The organism is Mesorhizobium sp. M1078, from assembly GCF_040318615.1.
Classification (GTDB): domain Bacteria; phylum Pseudomonadota; class Alphaproteobacteria; order Rhizobiales; family Rhizobiaceae; genus Mesorhizobium.
Genome location: NZ_JAMYMP010000007.1, coordinates 21,986 through 39,602, shown reverse-complemented (window position 1 = coordinate 39,602; position 17,617 = coordinate 21,986). Strand labels below are relative to the sequence as shown.

The following is a 17,617-nucleotide window of genomic DNA, read 5'->3' as shown; positions in this document are numbered from 1 at the left end:
ATCAGCTCACGATAACACGCGCTGGGCGCCCTGCCTTGCGGACGACATCCGCGATGTGGCTAGTGAGGCCAACATTGCCTACCAGGTGCAGGCCGGCCGTGTCGGGCAGAGCGCGAAGCTTAGCCCGCAGCTTTTCGAGCCCTTCGGTAACTTCAAAGCGCACCCAGCTGTCCGCGTCACCCGGCACCAAGATTTTCGGCGTACTGTGGGTCGCCCCTAGATGGAGTTGGACAATCCAAACCCTGTCGCCGTCGTGGACCCACTCGAAACGCACCGGCCCAAGAACGGAATCAAGACTATGATGCGCAGCGCGAACGTCCGCGATGATTGTGCCGGGCAGCAGTTCCGGGGGGCTTACGCCGAGCATAAGGAGATCGCCCTCGCCTTGCCGTCCCTCGATAATAAGAGCGCCGTCTATTGCCACGATCGCTGCCCCTGAAAATTTGGCAGGCACAGCAGCCTGACAAAGCACCGATGAAATCGCCCCCCCGCTGGGGTCCTCACGCGCAAGGAGTGAGAACGGATCAGTCCATCCCTTAACTGTCGTATAGAGCCCTGGCTCTGGTTCGCGAGGGCAAGTTCGTGTCCAGACTTCTTTGCTGCCAGTCGAAGAGCCAAATGTGAAAGGCGAAACGCGTCTCGGGATAACAGTGGTTTTGGGCGTGGGCAGGCCAACAGCTTGCGACATAAGCAAGCCAAATGCCTTATCGCCGATATGCCGACTGAAATTATTAGGCCAGGTCAATCCCGGACGGTGGCTTTCGGGTCCGGTAGCTTCGTGCTCCCAAAGTAGCGTATGTGTCTGACGCCATCCGCGAGGCTTGGGGTGAACGCTAAACTCGAGCCGGACTCCTTCAGTTGGGCCAAGGTCGGGCCTGAAGCCATATACAGTCTCAAGAATCGACATGCCCCACGTAATCGGCAACGAAGCGACACCGTCCTTTTCAACGCAGCGCGGCGTATCATCAGGCGCGAACTCAATGACACCTCCTTGGGAGACGCCAGAAACGCCGCCGTCGCGTACATCTACCGTCTCATTGGCGATGACGAACAGCTCGCTGCCGAGCAGCCGATCGAGCGCAGAGACGGCGTCTTCGACATTCTTAATGCCATAGATGAATTCGCGACTACGCGGATCGTCGGGGCTAAAACTGCGGAGATTAATCGACCCATCGGGGCTTAGCCGAAGTAAGGTCTCAAGCGCCATCCTCGCAGAGAGAAACGGATCGTTCGGGGCGTGTCCTGCTACCCTGCTGAATTCCTGCCGTGCTCTTCCGTTTTCGGGCGAGAAGCTGACAAATTGAGCTACGTTGCCCGTCTCCGCTAACCGGTCTAACGAACGATCTTTTCGGATCGGGTTATTGTTTCGACCTGCGCTTAATATTGCGGTTGACCCGAGGGTGACTGGGGGGGCAGGTTGCATCTCATTAGCTTTCGGCTCAACAGCGGTGCCGTCAAGTTCCACCACGTCAATCGATCGAAGAACCGGCACTTAAGCAACCCGCGATGATCGTGTGCCAGCACCATTTCCGGATCGGGGGCGCAGTTCCTCAAAGCGCTTTAGAAATGCTACTCGCGCCGTTCGAGGTGACAAATGTCTAACCGTTACGGAAGCGGGAACGATCCCTTCTTCACGAGCCCACAATGATGTCTCAGGCGGCATGATCTGCGCTTGCTCGGCTGCCAGCACGCAAAGATCGGCTCGCTTGATCTCTTTTGGCAAAGGCGTCGTCACGTCAAAACGCTCAAATATCGCTGCCTCTACCAGCGCCTCAATTCGCTTGAAATCCGGCAGAAGCTGTTTGAGAGGCCTTGTCACATCCCCGATAAAAGCTTCTGCAGCGTCGTGCATGAGCGCGCTATACTCGTGGCCGCGAGCCACTTCGCTTACCAACAAGCTGTGCTCGGCAACCGAATAAAATGCTGAGCACTGACCCGCGTAACGGCAAATGTGTGAAAGCCCATAAGCGATGTCTTCGATAGAAAAAGCGCTGTTGGCCGGATCCAGAAAATCAAACCATGCACCACTTTGAAGCATCATCCTCGGGCCAACGGCAAAATTTACAGCGATCATCGTATTACCTCCGGATAGCTGCTGATATCCAAACATCGAACAGCGGCCTTTGCGCAAGGCGTGAAATTGGTTCTCCACCCGTCGTACACAGATTGCCTGCGCTGAAGGAGTCCTCAAGCGAAGTAATCAACCTGGAGTTGCTTCGCACGCTTCTGGTTGGGGATCAATGCTGTTAAAATCCGCACCCAGCGCCTTCGGCAGCTCGGTATCGAAGGCAACCTCCCACAGGACAATCGACCTTAAGGGCAAAACAAGGCCCCTCCCGGGGCCTTGCGCATCAACTCAGTAGCGGCCTCCGCCCCCTCACTTCCCCATCAGCTGCTTGGCATTCTCGGCCGTGATCGCGGTGGTCTCCACCGTCACCGTCTTGTCCACCTCGGTCGCGCAATCCAGCAGGATCTTCTTCGACATCTCGATCGCTTCCTTGGCGCCCGTCGGGTAGGTGAAGGTTGCAACCCAGTCGCCCTTGGCCACCGCCTCGATGCCGCCTGCCGGGCCCGGCAGGCCGTCGGTGCCGATGATCTTGACGTCCTTGCCCGCGCCCTTGGCGGCGAGCAGCGCGCCGGCGGCCATCATGTCGTTGGAGGCGTAGAGCACCTTGATGTCGGGGTGCGCCTGCAGCATGGCGGCGAAGGCGACCTGCGCTTTGTCCGGCACCCAGTCGGCGGCCTGCTCGGCGACGATCTGGACCTTCGGGTTGCCTTTCACGCCTTCCTTGAAGCCGTTGAGGCGCTCGACGGCCGGCGTCGAGCTCGGCAGGCCTTGCAGCACCGCCGCCTCGCCGCCATCGGGCAGCAGCGTCTTGGCGGTGTATTTGCCGGCTTCCTCGGCGATCTTGAAATTGTCGCCGCCGATGAAGGCGGTGTAGTCCTTGCCGGGGTCGCCCACCGTCTTGCGGTCAAGCTCGATGACCGGGATGCCGGCATCCATGGCGCGCTTCACCGCCGGAGTCAGCGGCGCCGCCTCGAAGGGCGAGATCAGCAGGATGTCGACCTTCTGGGTGATGAAATTGTCGACCTGCGAGGTCTGCGTGTTGACGTTGCCGGCGCCGTCGGCGATCTGCAGCGTGAAACCAGGCACTTCCTTGGCGGCCGCCTCCAGCTCGTCATTGACGTGCTGGCGGTAGGGCTCGGCATTGTTGGCCTGCGAAAAGCCGATGACGAACTGGCCGTCCTTGGCGCAGGCTTTCACCAGCGGCTCGGCGGCGTAAGCGGAGCCGGCAATGCACAGGCCAGCGCCGGCCAGCAGCACGGCCTTGAGGGTCGATCCTCTTAGTGTCGTTTTCATAACTCACTCTCCTCCTCGTCCGGCCGGGGGGCCAGACCTTGGTTTGACGTTCACGTGTTGCCGTCTCCTCCTTGTTTGTTTGTGCATGTCGTCATCGCAAAACCTTTTGCGCGACATGCACTAACGACCCAACCCCTCGCGGCGGCGAACGAGGGACTGAAGCACTGCCGCCAGGACGATGATCGCGGCGGTCGCGAGCAGCTGCATGGCGGGCGTGATGTTGTTGAGCTGCAGGATGTTGGCTAGCGCGCCCAGCATGATGGTGCCGGCAACGGTGCCGACCATCGAGCCGGCGCCGCCGAACAGGCTGGTGCCGCCGATGACCACGGCGGCGATGGCCGTCAGCTCATAGCCCATGCCGTCATTGGCGCTGCCGAAATTGAACTGGCCGGCATGGACGATGCCGGCAAGGGCGGCGGCAAAGCCGGTGATGGCATAGACCGAGATCTTCACCATCGACACCGGCACGCCGGATATGCGCGCGGCGCGCTCATTGCCGCCGACGGCAAAGACATAGCGGCCAAAGCGCGTGGTGTTGAGGACGATGGTGGCGATCGCGGCAAAGACGACGAACACAAGCGTCGCCACCGGCACGGTGTTGTTGAACAGCCGCTCGCCCAACACGGCGAACACCGGCGGCGCCAGGCCCGGCCCTTCGCCATAGGAAATGTTGATGTACTGGTTGCCGGAGACGACCAGCGCCAGCCCGCGCGCGGCCTGCAGGCCGGCCAGCGTAACGATGAAGGGCTCCAGTCGGAAGCGCGTCGAGATGGTGCCCTGGATGGCGCCGAAAACGATGCCCAAAGCGAGCACGGCGAGGATGGTGGGGATCAGGCCGAAGCCGCCGGAGATCATCATCGATGCGGTGACGACGCTGGACAGGCCAAGCACCGCGCCGACCGACAGGTCGATGCCGGCGGTGATGATGACGAAGGTCATGCCGATGGCGATGATGCCGGTCTCCGACACGGCGCGCACGATGTTGGCGATGTTGTCGGGGTTGAGGAACAGGATTTCGCCATGGCGGCGCGGCGAGAAGATGATGCCGCCGATCGCCACCAGCACCAGGCCGATCAGGCTCTGGAAGCGCACGATGAGCGCCAGCGGGTCGCGATGCTTTTGAGGCGCCGCCATCACCGGGCTCGCTGCCACTGGATTGTTGTCCTGAGACATCAGGCCTCCCTGCCGTTAGCCGCGGCCAGCACCGTGTGCTCGTCGACGCCGCCCATGAATTCCGCCACATTGCGCCCCTGGCGCAGCACCACGATGCGGTCGCACAGACCGATCAGCTCCGGCATCTCGCTGGACGCCACCAGAATGCCCAGCCCCTGCGCGGCGAGTGCCCTGAGCCGCTGGTAGATCTCGCCCTTGGCGCCGACATCGACGCCGCGCGTCGGCTCGTCGAGCAGCAACAGGCGCGGATTGCCGAGGATCTCCTTGGCCAGCACCACCTTCTGCTGGTTGCCCCCCGACAGCGCGCCGACGGCGATATCGGGGTTCTTCGGCCGGATATCGAACTGACCGAAGGATTCCTTCACCGCCTCGGCCTGGCGGCGCGGCGAGACCAGCCAGTTCGGCGAGATCCTGGATATGACCGACATCACCAGGTTGAGGCCGACGGCCATGCGCAGCATCAGGCCCGAGCCCCTGCGGTCGTCGGTGACGAAGGCGATGCCGGCGTGGCGGGCAGCGCTGATCGAATCCAGTTTTACCGGCTTGCCCGATATGGCGACCTCGCCCTCCCAGCGGCCGGACAGGCCGGTGCCGTAGAGCGCGGACAAGAGTTCGGTGCGCCCTGCCCCCATGATGCCGGCAAGACCGACGATCTCGCCTTCATGGACATCGAGCGAAACGCCTTGCGGCGCCTGCCAGCCGGCGCTGTCGCGGGCGAGTTTGAAGCTGGCGTTCCTCAGGCTGAGCAGCGGCTTGCCCGCGGCCTTGGCGCGTTGCGGATAGAGTTCGTCCAGCGGACGTCCGACCAGCAGCCTGACCAGCTCGGCCTGCGGCGCGTGCGGCTCGGTGATGCCGGCGACACGGCCGTCGCGCATTACCGTCACCCGGTCGGCAATGCCGGGCACTTCCTCCAGCCGGTGCGAGATGTAGACGATGCCGACGCCGGTGGCGGCGAGCTTGCGCATGATATCGAACAGCCGCTCGACTTCGCCGACGGTGAGTGCGGCCGTCGGCTCGTCCATGATCAGCACGCGGGAGGCGTAAGACAGCGCCTTGACGATCGCCACCACCTGGCGCTGGCCGATCGACAGATCCGCCACCATGGCGGCCGGATCGATGGCGATCTCGATGGCTTCCAGCCGCTTCTTGGCCTCGCGGCGCATTGCCGGCACGTCGAGGAAGCCGCCCGGACGCATCAGTTCGCGGCCGAGGAACAGATTGGCGGCGACATCCAGCGACGGCACCAGGTCGAGCTCCTGGAAGATGGTGGCGATGCCGGCCGCTTGCGCCTCACGCGGGTTGTTGAAACGCACGGGTTTGCCGTCGATCTCGATCGTGCCTTCGTCCGGCGTGTAGACGCCCGACAACAGGTTCATCAGCGTCGACTTGCCGGCGCCGTTCTCGCCGAGCAGCGCGTGGATCTCGCCCGCCTTGAGGTCGAAGTCGACACCGCGCAGCGCCTGCACGCCGCCGAAGCGTTTGACGGCGCCGGTCATCACCAGCAGCGGCGCGCTCATGTTAGCCTCGTGTGGGTCGGCCTCCCGCAGGAGGCGCGCGCCCGCAGCGTCGCCTGCAGCCGCACCGAACGCGGCGCGGAACCGGTCGCCGCGATGCGGGCGCTGAGCAGGGCCGCGGCCTGCCTGCCTATCTCGGTGCAGGGCTGCGCGACCAGCGTCAGGCGCGGTTCGAAACAATCGGCCCATTCGAAATCGTCGAAGCCGGCCAGCGACAGATCGCCCGGAATGGTGAGGCCTTTTTCGCGGATGGCGCGGACGGCTCCGATCGTCGTCATGTTGTTGCCGGTGACCAATGCGGTTGGTGGCGACGGCAGCGACAGGATGGCGTGGGTGGATGCGGTCGCCGCCGCCGTGTCGACATTCTCGGCCGAGAGATAGTGTGGCACGCTTTCAAGTCCATTGGCGGCGAGCGAAGCCTGGAACGCCTCGATGCGCTCGCGCGTCGTCGTCAGGCCCGGCTGTCCGGCGATATAGCCGATGCGCTTGTGGCCGAAGGAGGCGACATGGTCGATCAGCGCGCGCATCGACGTTTCGTTCTCGACGCCGATCTGATCGAAGCGCTCGTCGGCGAAACGGTCGATCAGAACGCATGGCATCTTCTTGTCGGCGAGGTAATCGATGGCGCGCTGCGGCGAGCCCGACGGGGCCAGGATGACGCCGTCGACGCGGCGCTGATGAAAAGCGCGCACCACCTGCAGTTCGCGGTCGGGATCCTCCTGGGTATCCGACAGAAACACCATCAGCCCAAGCCGTGCGCATTCGGCCTCGACCGCGCAGATGATGTCGGTGAAATAAGGGTTGGAGATCGCCGAGATCGCCAGGCCGACGCTGTTGGTGGTCGAGGCCTTCAGCGAGCGCGCCAGCTCGTTGGGCTGGTAGCCCATGGCGGCAATGGCGTCGTTGATCAGCCTCGCCTTTTCCAGCGAAACGAAGCGCGTGTTGTTGACGACATGCGAGACGGTCGACACCGACACGCCGGCGCGCCGCGCCACTTCAGCCATTGTCGGCAAGACATATCAGCGCCTGCAAGCGCTCCTCCCTTATGCGTTTCCCGTCCGCTCTGATGGCGGATTTCAGGGGAGCTTAGGGTGATCGAAACGTTTGCGCAATCGATTCGATGCAAATTTTTAGCGGGGCTTATCTCCCCCCTCGAGGGGGAGATGTCGCCGAAGGCGACAGAGGGGGTCGCCGCGCGTGAAGCGCCAACCTTCCATCTGCAGCAAGGACGTCGAGCCCAGTCGCACCGACCCCCTCTGGCCTGCCGCCATCTCCCCCTCAAGTGGGGAGACTCGCGGTTTCAGCAAACTCCGCCACCAGCCCCTCATATTCCTCAAAGGCCGGCAGCGCCTCATAACTGTGCACCGCAGGCGTCGTCGCCCAGGGCAGCTTCTCTCTGGTCCATGTCTCGATGAACGGCGTGAACCAGCCGGGCTCGTCGAGCATGGTCGGACGCAGATTGACGAACCAGTCGAGCCCTTCGGGGCGCGTGAACATCCAGCTCATGCAATGTGGGCAGAAGAAATGTTTCGAGGCGCCGTGCAGCCCGCCGATCACCGGCTCGCCTAGCGTGATCTCGAAGCCGTCGGAGCGAATGGCGGCGCTTAGCGAATAGGCGCTGGCCGACATGGTCTGGCAGCCGGTGCAATGACAAGCCATGGTCAAAAGCGGCTTTGCGGAAATCTTGAGCCGCACGCGTCCGCAGCGGCATCCGCCTTCGGCCGGCAATTTCAGGGTTGGCACGGCAGTCTCCCACTCTTCGAAGCGCGGTGCTTCAGTCGCCGGTCAGCGCCTTCGTCGTCACCAGCGTGACGCCGGCATCGGTGAAATCAGCATTGTACCGGGCGATGATCTCGGTCGCGGTTTCGCCTTCAGTGTCCAGAGTCGAGTGCGCATCGGAAACGACAGTGACGCCGAGGCCCTCGGCCAGGGCGCCCTTGACGGTGCCGGCGATGCAGAAATCGGTTTGCGCTCCGGCGAGCACGACTTCGCCGGCCCCCTGCCCGGCCACCCAGGCGCCAAGCTCGGCATTCGAGAATGCGTTGCGGACGGTCTTGGAGAATGTCGGCTCGTCCTTGGCCTGGCCGAGTTCCGGCCATACCGGCCAACCCGGCTCGCCCGGCGCCAGCGGATCGCCGGCCGGCCCGTCATGCCGCACGAACGCGATTTTTCGCCCGCTGCGCCGTGCCCAGTCGATCAATGAGCGGGTACGCTCGGCTATGCCCGGCGCATCATGGATCGGCGGCTCGACGCGCCCGTCGAACATGTTGGTCTGGAGATCGATGACGATGAGGGGAGCGAGGTTTGGCATGGCGAGAAGATAACGCGGGCGATGGGAGGGTCAAGACGGCGAAGCTGCTGATCTCCCCCTTGGGGAGATTACATGTACCTCACCCGATTCCACCCGCGACCACGTAAGCACCAGCCGTGCGTCCATCCTCCAGCCGTATGACGGCCGTAACGATCGAGCCGTAAGCGCCTCGCCACACACTGTGCATTCTTTCGTGCTCGCCGGCGGGCACCAGGATGCGACCGTGAAAGCTTGTGCCGCTGCGCCGCAGAGCGACCGGTTCGCCATTGACGTGAACCTTGACGCCAGCGGTCTCCGCATCGAGTTCAACCGTCACGGCGATCTCGGCCTGGTCTCCTCGCCGCGTCGTCTCGGCAACAAGCGTAAGCCTCGGCGCCGGCGCATCGCTGGCCCGCAATCCACCAGGCCGCCCCGCAAACACATCGTCCGGCAATTCCGGCGTGCGCGGCGGGCTGGTGCGGCGTTGGGTGGCGCGCTCGTAATCGCCGGCGAGCCGCAGCAACTCCGCATCATCATAGGCCTTGCCCGCAAAGGTCAGCCCGACCGGCATGCCGATATCGGCCATCGTTCCCATAGGCACGGTGACGGTCGGAATGCCGAGATGACGCCACACCAGATTGCCGTTGGCAACCCAGGTGCCGTTGCGCCAGGCGATTGCTGCAGAGGTCTCGTTGACGTCGGCATCGGCCGGGCCGACATCGGCGACCGCCGGCAGCACGACGGCGTCGAGCCGGTTCGCGTCCAGCCAGTCCTCGAAGTCGATGCGCCGCGTCGCCTCCAATCCCTTCAGACCTTCCGCCAGCGTTGGAATATCCAGCAATGGCGTCACGCCCTGTTTGGCGCGTGTGACATAGTCCGCCAGATCGAAACCGTCATCGCCATAGCGGTCCGGCAGCGCGCCCGGCGGCTGCGGGAAAATCTTTGGGCCGTCGACCGCAGCCAGGTCGGGGACCACCGGATCGGCATTTGCGCGCAGGAAATCGTCCCAGCCCCAGATGCAGAGATCCCAGATTTCGCGCTCTGCAAAGGCTTCCGGCACCAGCCCGCGTTCGACCATGGTTTTTGTGCCCGGACGGTCGCGCTCATAGTTCGAGACGACGGGGAAATCGACCTCGACCACCTCCGCGCCGAGCTTTTCCAGGTCACGCGCCGCCTGCCGCCAGAGGTCGAGCACCGAGGCGCGGGTCTCGATGGGTTTGGGCGCGCCGCCGTCGCGGCCAATATACATTTTCGGCACGCCGAGGCGTTTGCCTTGTAATGAGCCTTGCAGTTGGAGCGCAGTGTAGCTTGGCGGCCTGAGAGCAGCGCTTTTCGCGATCGACACCCAAGGCTGCACACGCCAGAAATCGCCGCGCGTCTCCGCATCGTCGGCGACGATCACATCCAGCAACTCCAGCATGTCGGCAATGCCGCGCGTGTGCGGCACCACCACATCCATGGTCGGCACCAGCGGCCAGTTGCCCCTGACCGAAATGACGCCGCGCGACGGCGTGTAGGCGACAAGTGCATTGTTGGACGCCGGCGCGCGGCCGGAAGACCATGTCTCCTCGCCCAGCCCGAAGGCGGCGAAGCTGGCGGCGGTGGCCGTGCCCGAGCCGTTGGACGAGCCGGAAGCGAAGGCGGCGGTCAAATAGTCGGCATTGTAGGGGCTCTCGGCGCGGCCATAGACGCCACGCTGCATGCCGCCATTGGCCATAGGCGGCATGTTGGTCAGCCCGATCAGCACAGCACCACCGGCCCTCAGCCTGGCAATGGTGAAAGCGTCCTCGTTGGCGACGAGATGCTCGAAGGCGGGCGAGCCGGCGGCCACCGTCAGGCCTTTCACCTTATAGCTGTCCTTGGCGGTGTAGGGGATGCCGTCGAGCGGCCCGAGGGTGGCACCATTGCGCCGCCGCAGGTCGGACGCCGCCGCCTCCTCGAACATTGCCGGGTTAAGCACCGGCACGGCATTGAGCGCGATGCCATGGCGGTCGTAATGCGCGATGCGCCTGAGATAAGCGCCCACCAGCTCGACGCTGGTGACGGTGCCGGCCTCCAGCGCCCGGCGCAGGTCGGCGATCGTGGCTTCGACGAGCTGGAGGTTGGGCATGGGATTCTCGAGATGCAGCGGCAAATGAGTCTTCGCATCGTGCGATGCGAGTGTCACGCCGCAAACGAAAGGCGTGACGGCGACGCTGCTGATCTCCCCCAAGTGGGGAGATGGCCGGCAGGCATAAGTGGCCTCCGAAATTGACTGATGAAAGACAGTTTTGGTATCCGCTGCCGATGTCCATTATATGACACGACCTCACCGACGTCATCGGCGTTGCCTGACCCTGAGCTCACAGCGTCTTGCTGTCGAACTGGCCTTTTTCCTTCATCATTTCGAGGAAGGTCCTGGCCTCGGCATTTCCGTGGCTTGCCGATGTGGAAAACCACTTGGCAGATTCCGGATAGTTCGGCTTGCCGCCGATCCCGGTGTAATAAAGCTTGCCAAGGTTGAGTTCTGCTTCGACATTTCCCGCCTTGGCTGCCTCCAGCAACCAGAATTCGGCGGATTTTTCATCCTTGGCTATCCCTCTGCCGCGGGCATAGGCAACAGCCAGGTACAGTTCAGACGAAACGTCCCCCTGCTTTGCGGCCTTGAGCCACCACGAAACGGCATCAGCGTCGCTCTGAGTCAGTCCGGCGCCCGTCCAATATGCCAGGCCGAGGTTCGCCTGCGCATAAGCGTCTCCCCGGCTCGCCGCCTTCAGCCACCAGGATGATGCTTCGGCATCACTTTTGGCAGTGCCCTTGCCCGTAGCATAGGCATAGGCCAGCGCAGACTGCGCCCGGACATTGTCCTGTTCCGCCGCCTTGACCAACCAGGCGAACGACTGGGCGTCGTCCTTGCCGATGCCTTTTCCCAATTCATACGCGTTTGCTAAGGAGTATTGCGCTTCCGGCACACCGGCGACCGCGGCCTTCATCCACCATTCGAAGGCCAGGCGGTCATCCTGACCGACGCCGTGGCCAAGCGAATACAGCGTGCCCAACAGAGACTGGGCATTCGGCTCACCCTTGTCGACCGCCTTTCGCACCCACGTCACGGCGAGCTGATCGTCCTTCTCAACGCCTTCACCGAGATAATAGGACCGACCGATGCAGTAGGCAGCTTCGGTACTGCCGCCATCGGCTGCCTTGCGCCACCAGGAGAGAGCTTGCTCATAGCTTTGCGGAACACCTTGGCCCTGCGCGTACAGGGTGCCGATGGCATAGTAACCATTCGCGTTGCTCTTGTCGGCCGACTGTGTGGCAAATTTTAACGCCAGTTGGTCGTTTCTTTCGACACCTCGGCCATGGGAATAGGCCTGGGCGAGCAAGGATGCCGCATCTGAATTTCCTTGCTCGGCTGCTTTGCCCCACCAGTAGGTCGCCTGCCTGTCATTTTGGGCAATACCCTGGCCACGCCAGTACAATAATCCCAGATTGTACTGTGCGTCAGCATTCCCCATGTCGGCCAGCACGGAGATCTGATGGAATTGCTCGCGATAATCCTTTGCCAGGACAGCCGCTTGAATCTTCTTAATGGCTGACCACTGCACATAGTAATTTCGGCCAGGACCGAGCAGCACAAAAGCCGCCAGCAACACCAGAACGACGGTAAGGACCCCTCGGCGACGCGACTTGGGCGGGCTGTAGACAGGTGTATCCACTTTGGGCGCCCAGTCGTTGTTGCTCACCGGCCCCAATCCATTTGCAGCCACCAGTAATCCATAGCGCAAGCCAGGCTGTTCTGGAATACCCAAGCATTTGATGTCGCTACTGCGGTGCGCCGGCGAACAGGATTTCGCCATCGCCGCCAGCCGCCGGCCAATTCCTGATGGTGCGATCGTCGCCGCCGGTGACCAGTGTGCCGTCGGTGGCGAAGGCAACGGCGTAGATCGGGCCGGTGCGGCTGTCGAACATGGCGATCTGGTCTCCAGTGCCGAGATCCCACAGCCGCGCCGTGCCGTCGAGCGAGCCGGAGGCCAGGCGCTTGCCGTCGGCCGACAGCGCCAGCGTATAGACTGTGCCTTCGTGGCCCTCGAAGCGGCGCAATTCCCTAAACGTGTCGAGGTCCCAGAGCTTGATCGTGTAGTCGCCGCTGCCGGTGACGACATGATGGCCGTCGGCGGTGAAGACAGCGCCGTAAGTGCCCTGCTCGTGGCCGTGCCAGCTTCGCAATTGCTTGCCGCTTTCGACGTCCCAGAATTTCAGCGTGCCGTCGATGGAGCCGCTGAGCGCGCGCGTGCCGTCGGGCGAGATTGCGACCGTGCTGATCGGCCAGTCATGTCCGGTCATCACATGCAGCACCGATTTGTTGACGAGATCCCAGACGATGACGTTGCCGGTGTCGTGGCCACTGACGGCGCGCTTGCCGTCCGGGCTGATCGCCAGCTTGCGCACGCCGCCATTCGCGCCCGACGAGAAGACATGCAGCACCGCGCTGTCGGCAAGCTTTCGCAGCACGATCTCGCCATCGTCGCCGGCGGTCAGCGCGGTTGCGCCGTCGGGCATGAACAGCGCCGTGCGCGCCATGTCCTTGTGTTCACCAAGGTTGCGGATCAGCCGCTTGCCGGCGATGTCCCAGAGCTTGATCATATGGTCGGTGCTGGCGCTCATGATGTCGCGGCCATCGGCCGAGACGGCGAGCCAGACGACGGCGTCGCGATGGCCGTCGGGCTCGGTCGGCAGCGCCGGCGGAGGCGGCGGCAACGGCGCGACGGTTTGCGGTGGCGGTGTCGCCGGAGCGAGTGCGACTTGTGGCGGCCGAGGGGGAGCAGCCGGAGGCGTAGGCTGCGCCGGTTCCGGCGGTTTGGCAGCCTGCTCAGGCGGGGTTGGCTCGGGAGGCGTGGCGAGCGGCGGCGAACTCGGTGGAACCGCCGGCGTCGCCAGGTCCGGTGGGACGCCGGCGATATCCTGGCCCTTCGGCTCGGCTTTGGGCTCCCTCGGGGCGACGACCTCAGCGCCCGGGCCGGCGTCACGCGCCCAAGGGAAGTGGTCGGCCAGCAGCGCCAACACGGCGAGCACCGGCAACATGAGGAAGGCGCGCCGCCAGCCCGGGCGACCCTTGGATTCCATCTCGGCGTCGCGGCCAAAAAGCGGCGTTCCAGCAGGCTGGCTTCGCCGACCCGGCAGCAGTCCGGCCCAGAACAACAGGGCGCCAAGCAGGCAAAGCCCGCCGACGGTCAGGAACACCACCGGTCGCAGCGTGGCTGGGCCGTGCAGCATGTGGTCGATCCCGCTCCAGCTGAAATCTCTGTCGCCGAGCAGCAGATACGCCCGCACCAGACAAGCCAAAGCGGCCGCCAGCAGCGGAAGCGCAAACAGCCTTTCGGCCAACCTGTCCATCGGACTCCCCTCCGGTGCCGCACCTTGCTCATCATGCGGCCGCCGCAGCGAAACAAATAGCGCAAAACTGCGCCCACGAAAGTGGGCGCGATCACGCAGCCAAATTCACTTCAATTCGACCCATACCGGCGCGTGGTCGCTGGCGCCGTCCTCACCTCTGACATCACGGTCGATGCCGGCAGCAGTGAGGCGGCGCGCCAGTTTCTTCGACAGCAAGATGTGGTCGAGCCGTAGCCCGGCATCGCGCGGCCAGCGGTTGCGGCGGTAGTCCCAGAATGTGTAGAGCGTTTCCTTCGGATGCTTCTTGCGCAGCGCATCGGTCCAGCCCTGCTCGAGCAGACGCTGGAATGACGCCCGGCTTTCCGGCTGCACCAGCGCGTTGTCGTCATAGGAGCGGGTGGCGTAGATGTCGCGCGGCTCGGGCACGATGTTGTAGTCGCCGACCAGCGCCACCGGCAGGCCGGAGTCGAACAGTTCTGCGGCATGCGCCTCCAGCCTTTCATGCCAGGCCAGCTTGTACTGGAATTTCGGCCCCGGCTGCGGGTTACCGTTGGGCGCGTAGAGACAGGCGATGACGACGCCCGACACCGCCGCCTCGATGTAGCGGCTCTGCTTGTCGGCGGTATCGCCGGGCAGTTCGTCACGGGTCAGCACCGGCTCGGACCCGCGCGCCAGTATGGCAACGCCGTTCCAGGTCGGCTCGCCCTTCCACGCCGCGCCATAGCCGGCGTCGGCCAGTGCCGTGCGCGGAAACTGCAGGTCGCGCGCCTTTAGCTCCTGCAGGCAGACGACATCGGGCTTGGCTGCCGCCAGCCACGCCAGCAGGTTTTGCAGCCGGCTGTTGATGTTGTTGATATTGAAGGTGGCGATTTTCATTTGGCGATCAGGAAACGATCCGCCCTGTCCACGCCTTCACCGTCCCGGCCAGCGTCTTCAAATGATCGGCGGTCGAAAAACCCGACACGCTCTTGCGCGGCTTCAGGTCGTGGTCGCCATCCTCCAGCCAGATCACCTCGATGGCTTTGGAAAGGCCGTAGGTCGCGACCTCTTCTTTCGTGCCGAACTCGTCGCGGGTGCCCTGGAAGATCAGCGTCGGCGTCTTGAGGTCGGCGAGATGTTTTGTCCTGAGTTGCTCGGGCTTGGCCGGCGGATGAAAGGGATAGCCGAGGCAGATGAGGCCCGAAATCTCGCCCTTGGCGAACATCTCGTCGGCGACCATCGAGGCGACGCGCCCGCCCATCGACTTGCCGCCGATGATGAGCGGACCAGCGACGCCCCTCGCCCTCAGATCGGCGATGGCCTTGATGTATTCCGGGTTGACCGTTTCGGCGCGCGGTGGCGGCTTGCGCTGGCCATAGCGGCGGGCCGCCATATAGTGAAATTCGAAGCGCGCGACCTGGAAGCCGGCGGTGGCCAGCGCCTTGGCGGTGGCGGTCATCGAAGGCGAATCCATCGACGCGCCGGCGCCGTGGGCTAGCAAGATGGTGACCGCGGCGGTTTCGTTACCGTCGAAGAGGAAGGCGGTCATGGGGTGCGCTGCCAGTAAAGGCCGAGTTCCTTCGCGCCCCCCTCTGTCCTGCCGGACATCTCCCCCTCAAGGGGGGAGATTGGCAGTTTCAGCGCCTCACGGACCTCGCGACGATAGTGATTGGCGAAAGCGATGGCGACATCCAATCTCCCCCCTTGAGGGGGAGATGGCCGGCAGGCCAGAGGGGGGCGCTCAAGCGCTGCCATTGCGCCCTACCCCGCCGTCCGTGCCAATTGCAAATCGACGAACTGTATCCCCTTTTGCGCCATGCGGGCCCATTCGCTATCCGCGTCGAGTTCGAGATAGCGCACCCAGTGGCGGCGGGCTTCAGCCAGATTGCCGGCGTCGAATTCCAGTCGGGCGAGGTTGAACACTGGATCGGCATAAGTCCTGTCGAGCGTGATCGCTTTTTGCAGATGCCGGCGCGCCGAGGCGATCTTGCCTTCGTCGCTCATCAGCCCGGCGAGGTTGAACCAGGCCTCGACGAACGCCGGATCGAGCTTGATCGCTCTTGCATAGTCGTGCGCCGCGTCGGCCACGCGACCGGCGCCACGCAAGCAATTGGCGCGGTTGAACGCGGCGATGGCGTCGCTCGGATCGATGCTGAGGCAGCGTTGGTAGAGCGCCGCGGCATCGTCGTGCCGGCCCTCCTCTTCCGCGCTTTCAGCCTCGGCGAACAATTCTTCCAGCGTGTCGTCGCCGGCTGCGCTTGCGCTGCCGAGATCGAACAGCAGCTGACCGTCGAGTTCGCTCTGGCCATCCTCGAGATAGATCTGATCGGGCCGGCCATGCTGCGAGCCGACATTGAGCGATTTGGCGGTGAGCGAAGCGACCGGACCGGAGCGATGCACGGAGCGCGCGATCGCGCCCCAGGATGCACCGCCGGCGACCAGCCCGGCATATTTGCGGGCAAGGATCAGATCGCGGAACGAGTAGGGTTCACAATCGTGCTCGAAGGCGTCGAACAGGCTGAGCAGGTCGAGGTCGGCACCGGACAGTCTGGACTGGTCGACGAGAGACTGCCTGGACAGCGAAGACGCCTCCGGCGCCTTCATCAGACCAAGCAGGCGCAGGAAGCCATTTTCGCTAAGGAGTGTTCGGCCAGCGGAGCCCTCGGCTGCAACCCGGCGCTCGATCTCGGCATCGCCGCCCTTCGCCGTGCCGGCCTTGGCGATCAGCGTTCGGCCGAACACAACATGGCTGGTGCGCCTGGTGACGCCGCGCCGCAACTGGCCGTGCTGACGCTCCACCTCACGGGCCGCGAGCCGCAGCGGAAATGCCGCCAGCGCGCCGATGGCGCCGAAGACGGCGCCCGGGATTATACCGGTCGGCGCCGTCACCCCTTGCTCTTGCCGACGGCCTTGAGCAGATTGGCCTTCAACGGGTTTTCCTTGGCCGCACCCGCCTTAGCCTTGGCGGCAGGTTTTTCAGCGTCGTCGGCCTTGCTCTTCGACTTGGCCGGCGGCTTGGCAGATTGCGACAGGCTCGCCTTCAACGCGTCCATGAGGTTGATGACATTGCCACGCTCGGGCGCCGCCGCAATGATCGGCTTATGGCCCTTCAGTTTCTCGCGGATCATCGTCATCAGCGCGATCTCGTAGCGGTCCTCATAATTCTTCGGATCGAAGGTGGTTTCCTTCTGCTTGATCAGCGCTTCGGCCAATTGCAGCATTTCGGGATCCGGCTTGCCAACCGGGATGTTGCCGAAATATTCAGCCGTGCCGCGCACTTCGTTCGGGTTCCTCAACGTACACACGAACATGCCGTTCTCGCGCGCGCCGATCGTCACCACGCGCTCGCGGCTGGACAGGACAAGGCGGGCAATGGCCAGCTTGCCGGATTTGCGCATTGCCTCGCGCAGCACGGCGAAGGTTTCCTCCGCCATGGCGCCATCCGGCGCCATGTAGTACGGCGCATCCTGATAAATGACGTCGACCTCGTCTTCGTCGACGAAGGCCTCGATGTTCATCGTGTGATTGGATTCGATGCGCACTGCTTCGAGGTCGGCCTCATCGATGATGATGTACTGCTTGTCCTCGTATTCGTAACCCTTGACCAAGTCCGCGCGCTCGACGAGGCCGAGTTCAGGGTCGACCGGCTTCATGTTGATGCGGTTGTGGGTCTTCTTGTGCAATTGGTTGAACGATATGCGCTCGCTGGTCGTCGTTGCCGGATAGAGCCGGACCGGACAGCTGACGAGGCTGAGCTTGAGGTAACCTTTCCAACTTGCCCTGGGCGCCATGATACTCTCCTACGCGGCCACGCACTGACATTTCAGACTGAGCATGATCTTAACCGAAAACCGGTTCCCACGTTTCGGGATCATGCTTACTGCAGCGCTTCGTTCCGAGGACGATTGGCACTGCGCAAATCCT

At 63.6% G+C, this 17,617-nt stretch carries 15 protein-coding genes; all 15 read right to left on the bottom strand.

Annotated features, from left to right (window positions below):
• Position 1: 1 nt before the first annotated feature.
• Positions 2 to 1,468, bottom strand: coding sequence for a hypothetical protein (locus NKH38_RS11980; RefSeq protein ID WP_352760328.1), 1,467 nt, complete (start codon positions 1,466 to 1,468; stop codon positions 2 to 4).
• Positions 1,469 to 1,492: 24 nt separating this feature from the next.
• Positions 1,493 to 2,074 carry a hypothetical protein gene (locus NKH38_RS11975; protein WP_352760325.1) on the bottom strand — a complete coding sequence of 194 codons (582 nt, stop codon included), beginning with the start codon at positions 2,072 to 2,074 and terminating at the stop codon, positions 1,493 to 1,495.
• 303 nt (positions 2,075 to 2,377) lie between these two features.
• Complete coding sequence (locus NKH38_RS11970) at positions 2,378 to 3,361, bottom strand: substrate-binding domain-containing protein (protein WP_023689831.1); 984 nt, start codon at positions 3,359 to 3,361, stop codon at positions 2,378 to 2,380.
• A gap of 120 nt (positions 3,362 to 3,481) precedes the next feature.
• Positions 3,482 to 4,534, bottom strand: coding sequence for an ABC transporter permease (locus NKH38_RS11965; RefSeq protein ID WP_023705098.1), 1,053 nt, complete (start codon positions 4,532 to 4,534; stop codon positions 3,482 to 3,484).
• Positions 4,534 to 6,051, bottom strand: a complete 1,518-nt coding sequence (locus NKH38_RS11960) for a sugar ABC transporter ATP-binding protein (protein WP_023730404.1) — start codon at positions 6,049 to 6,051, stop codon at positions 4,534 to 4,536. Before NKH38_RS11960 ends, NKH38_RS11965 begins: the two co-directional genes overlap by 1 nt.
• A complete protein-coding gene (locus NKH38_RS11955) occupies positions 6,048 to 7,061 on the bottom strand; it encodes a LacI family DNA-binding transcriptional regulator (protein ID WP_023743918.1) in 1,014 nt (337 codons plus the stop codon). The genes NKH38_RS11960 and NKH38_RS11955 overlap by 4 nt, the downstream gene beginning before the upstream one ends.
• A 265-nt stretch (positions 7,062 to 7,326) precedes the next feature.
• A complete protein-coding gene (locus NKH38_RS11950; RefSeq protein WP_031204511.1) occupies positions 7,327 to 7,791 on the bottom strand; it encodes a GFA family protein in 465 nt (154 codons plus the stop codon).
• Positions 7,792 to 7,822: 31 nt separating this feature from the next.
• Positions 7,823 to 8,359 carry an isochorismatase family protein gene (locus tag NKH38_RS11945; RefSeq protein WP_023685909.1) on the bottom strand — a complete coding sequence of 179 codons (537 nt, stop codon included), beginning with the start codon at positions 8,357 to 8,359 and terminating at the stop codon, positions 7,823 to 7,825.
• 79 nt (positions 8,360 to 8,438) lie between these two features.
• Positions 8,439 to 10,448, bottom strand: coding sequence for an amidase (locus NKH38_RS11940; RefSeq protein WP_352760319.1), 2,010 nt, complete (start codon positions 10,446 to 10,448; stop codon positions 8,439 to 8,441).
• Between the two features lie 232 nt (positions 10,449 to 10,680).
• Positions 10,681 to 12,063: an SEL1-like repeat protein gene (locus NKH38_RS11935; protein WP_352760316.1), complete on the bottom strand. Its 1,383-nt coding sequence runs from the start codon at positions 12,061 to 12,063 to the stop codon at positions 10,681 to 10,683.
• A 79-nt stretch (positions 12,064 to 12,142) separates the two neighbouring features.
• A complete protein-coding gene (locus NKH38_RS11930; RefSeq protein WP_352760313.1) occupies positions 12,143 to 13,714 on the bottom strand; it encodes a WD40 repeat domain-containing protein in 1,572 nt (523 codons plus the stop codon).
• A gap of 105 nt (positions 13,715 to 13,819) precedes the next feature.
• A complete protein-coding gene (locus NKH38_RS11925; RefSeq protein ID WP_352760309.1) occupies positions 13,820 to 14,590 on the bottom strand; it encodes an exodeoxyribonuclease III in 771 nt (256 codons plus the stop codon).
• 7 nt (positions 14,591 to 14,597) lie between these two features.
• Positions 14,598 to 15,242, bottom strand: coding sequence for an alpha/beta hydrolase family protein (locus NKH38_RS11920; protein WP_352710211.1), 645 nt, complete (start codon positions 15,240 to 15,242; stop codon positions 14,598 to 14,600).
• A gap of 212 nt (positions 15,243 to 15,454) precedes the next feature.
• The gene (locus NKH38_RS11915; protein ID WP_352638960.1) at positions 15,455 to 16,582 is read right to left on the bottom strand and encodes a tetratricopeptide repeat protein; all 1,128 of its coding nucleotides are present in this window, start codon (positions 16,580 to 16,582) and stop codon (positions 15,455 to 15,457) included.
• Positions 16,579 to 17,484, bottom strand: a complete 906-nt coding sequence (ku, locus tag NKH38_RS11910; RefSeq protein ID WP_352760305.1) for a non-homologous end joining protein Ku — start codon at positions 17,482 to 17,484, stop codon at positions 16,579 to 16,581. Before ku ends, NKH38_RS11915 begins: the two co-directional genes overlap by 4 nt.
• Positions 17,485 to 17,617: the final 133 nt, after the last annotated feature.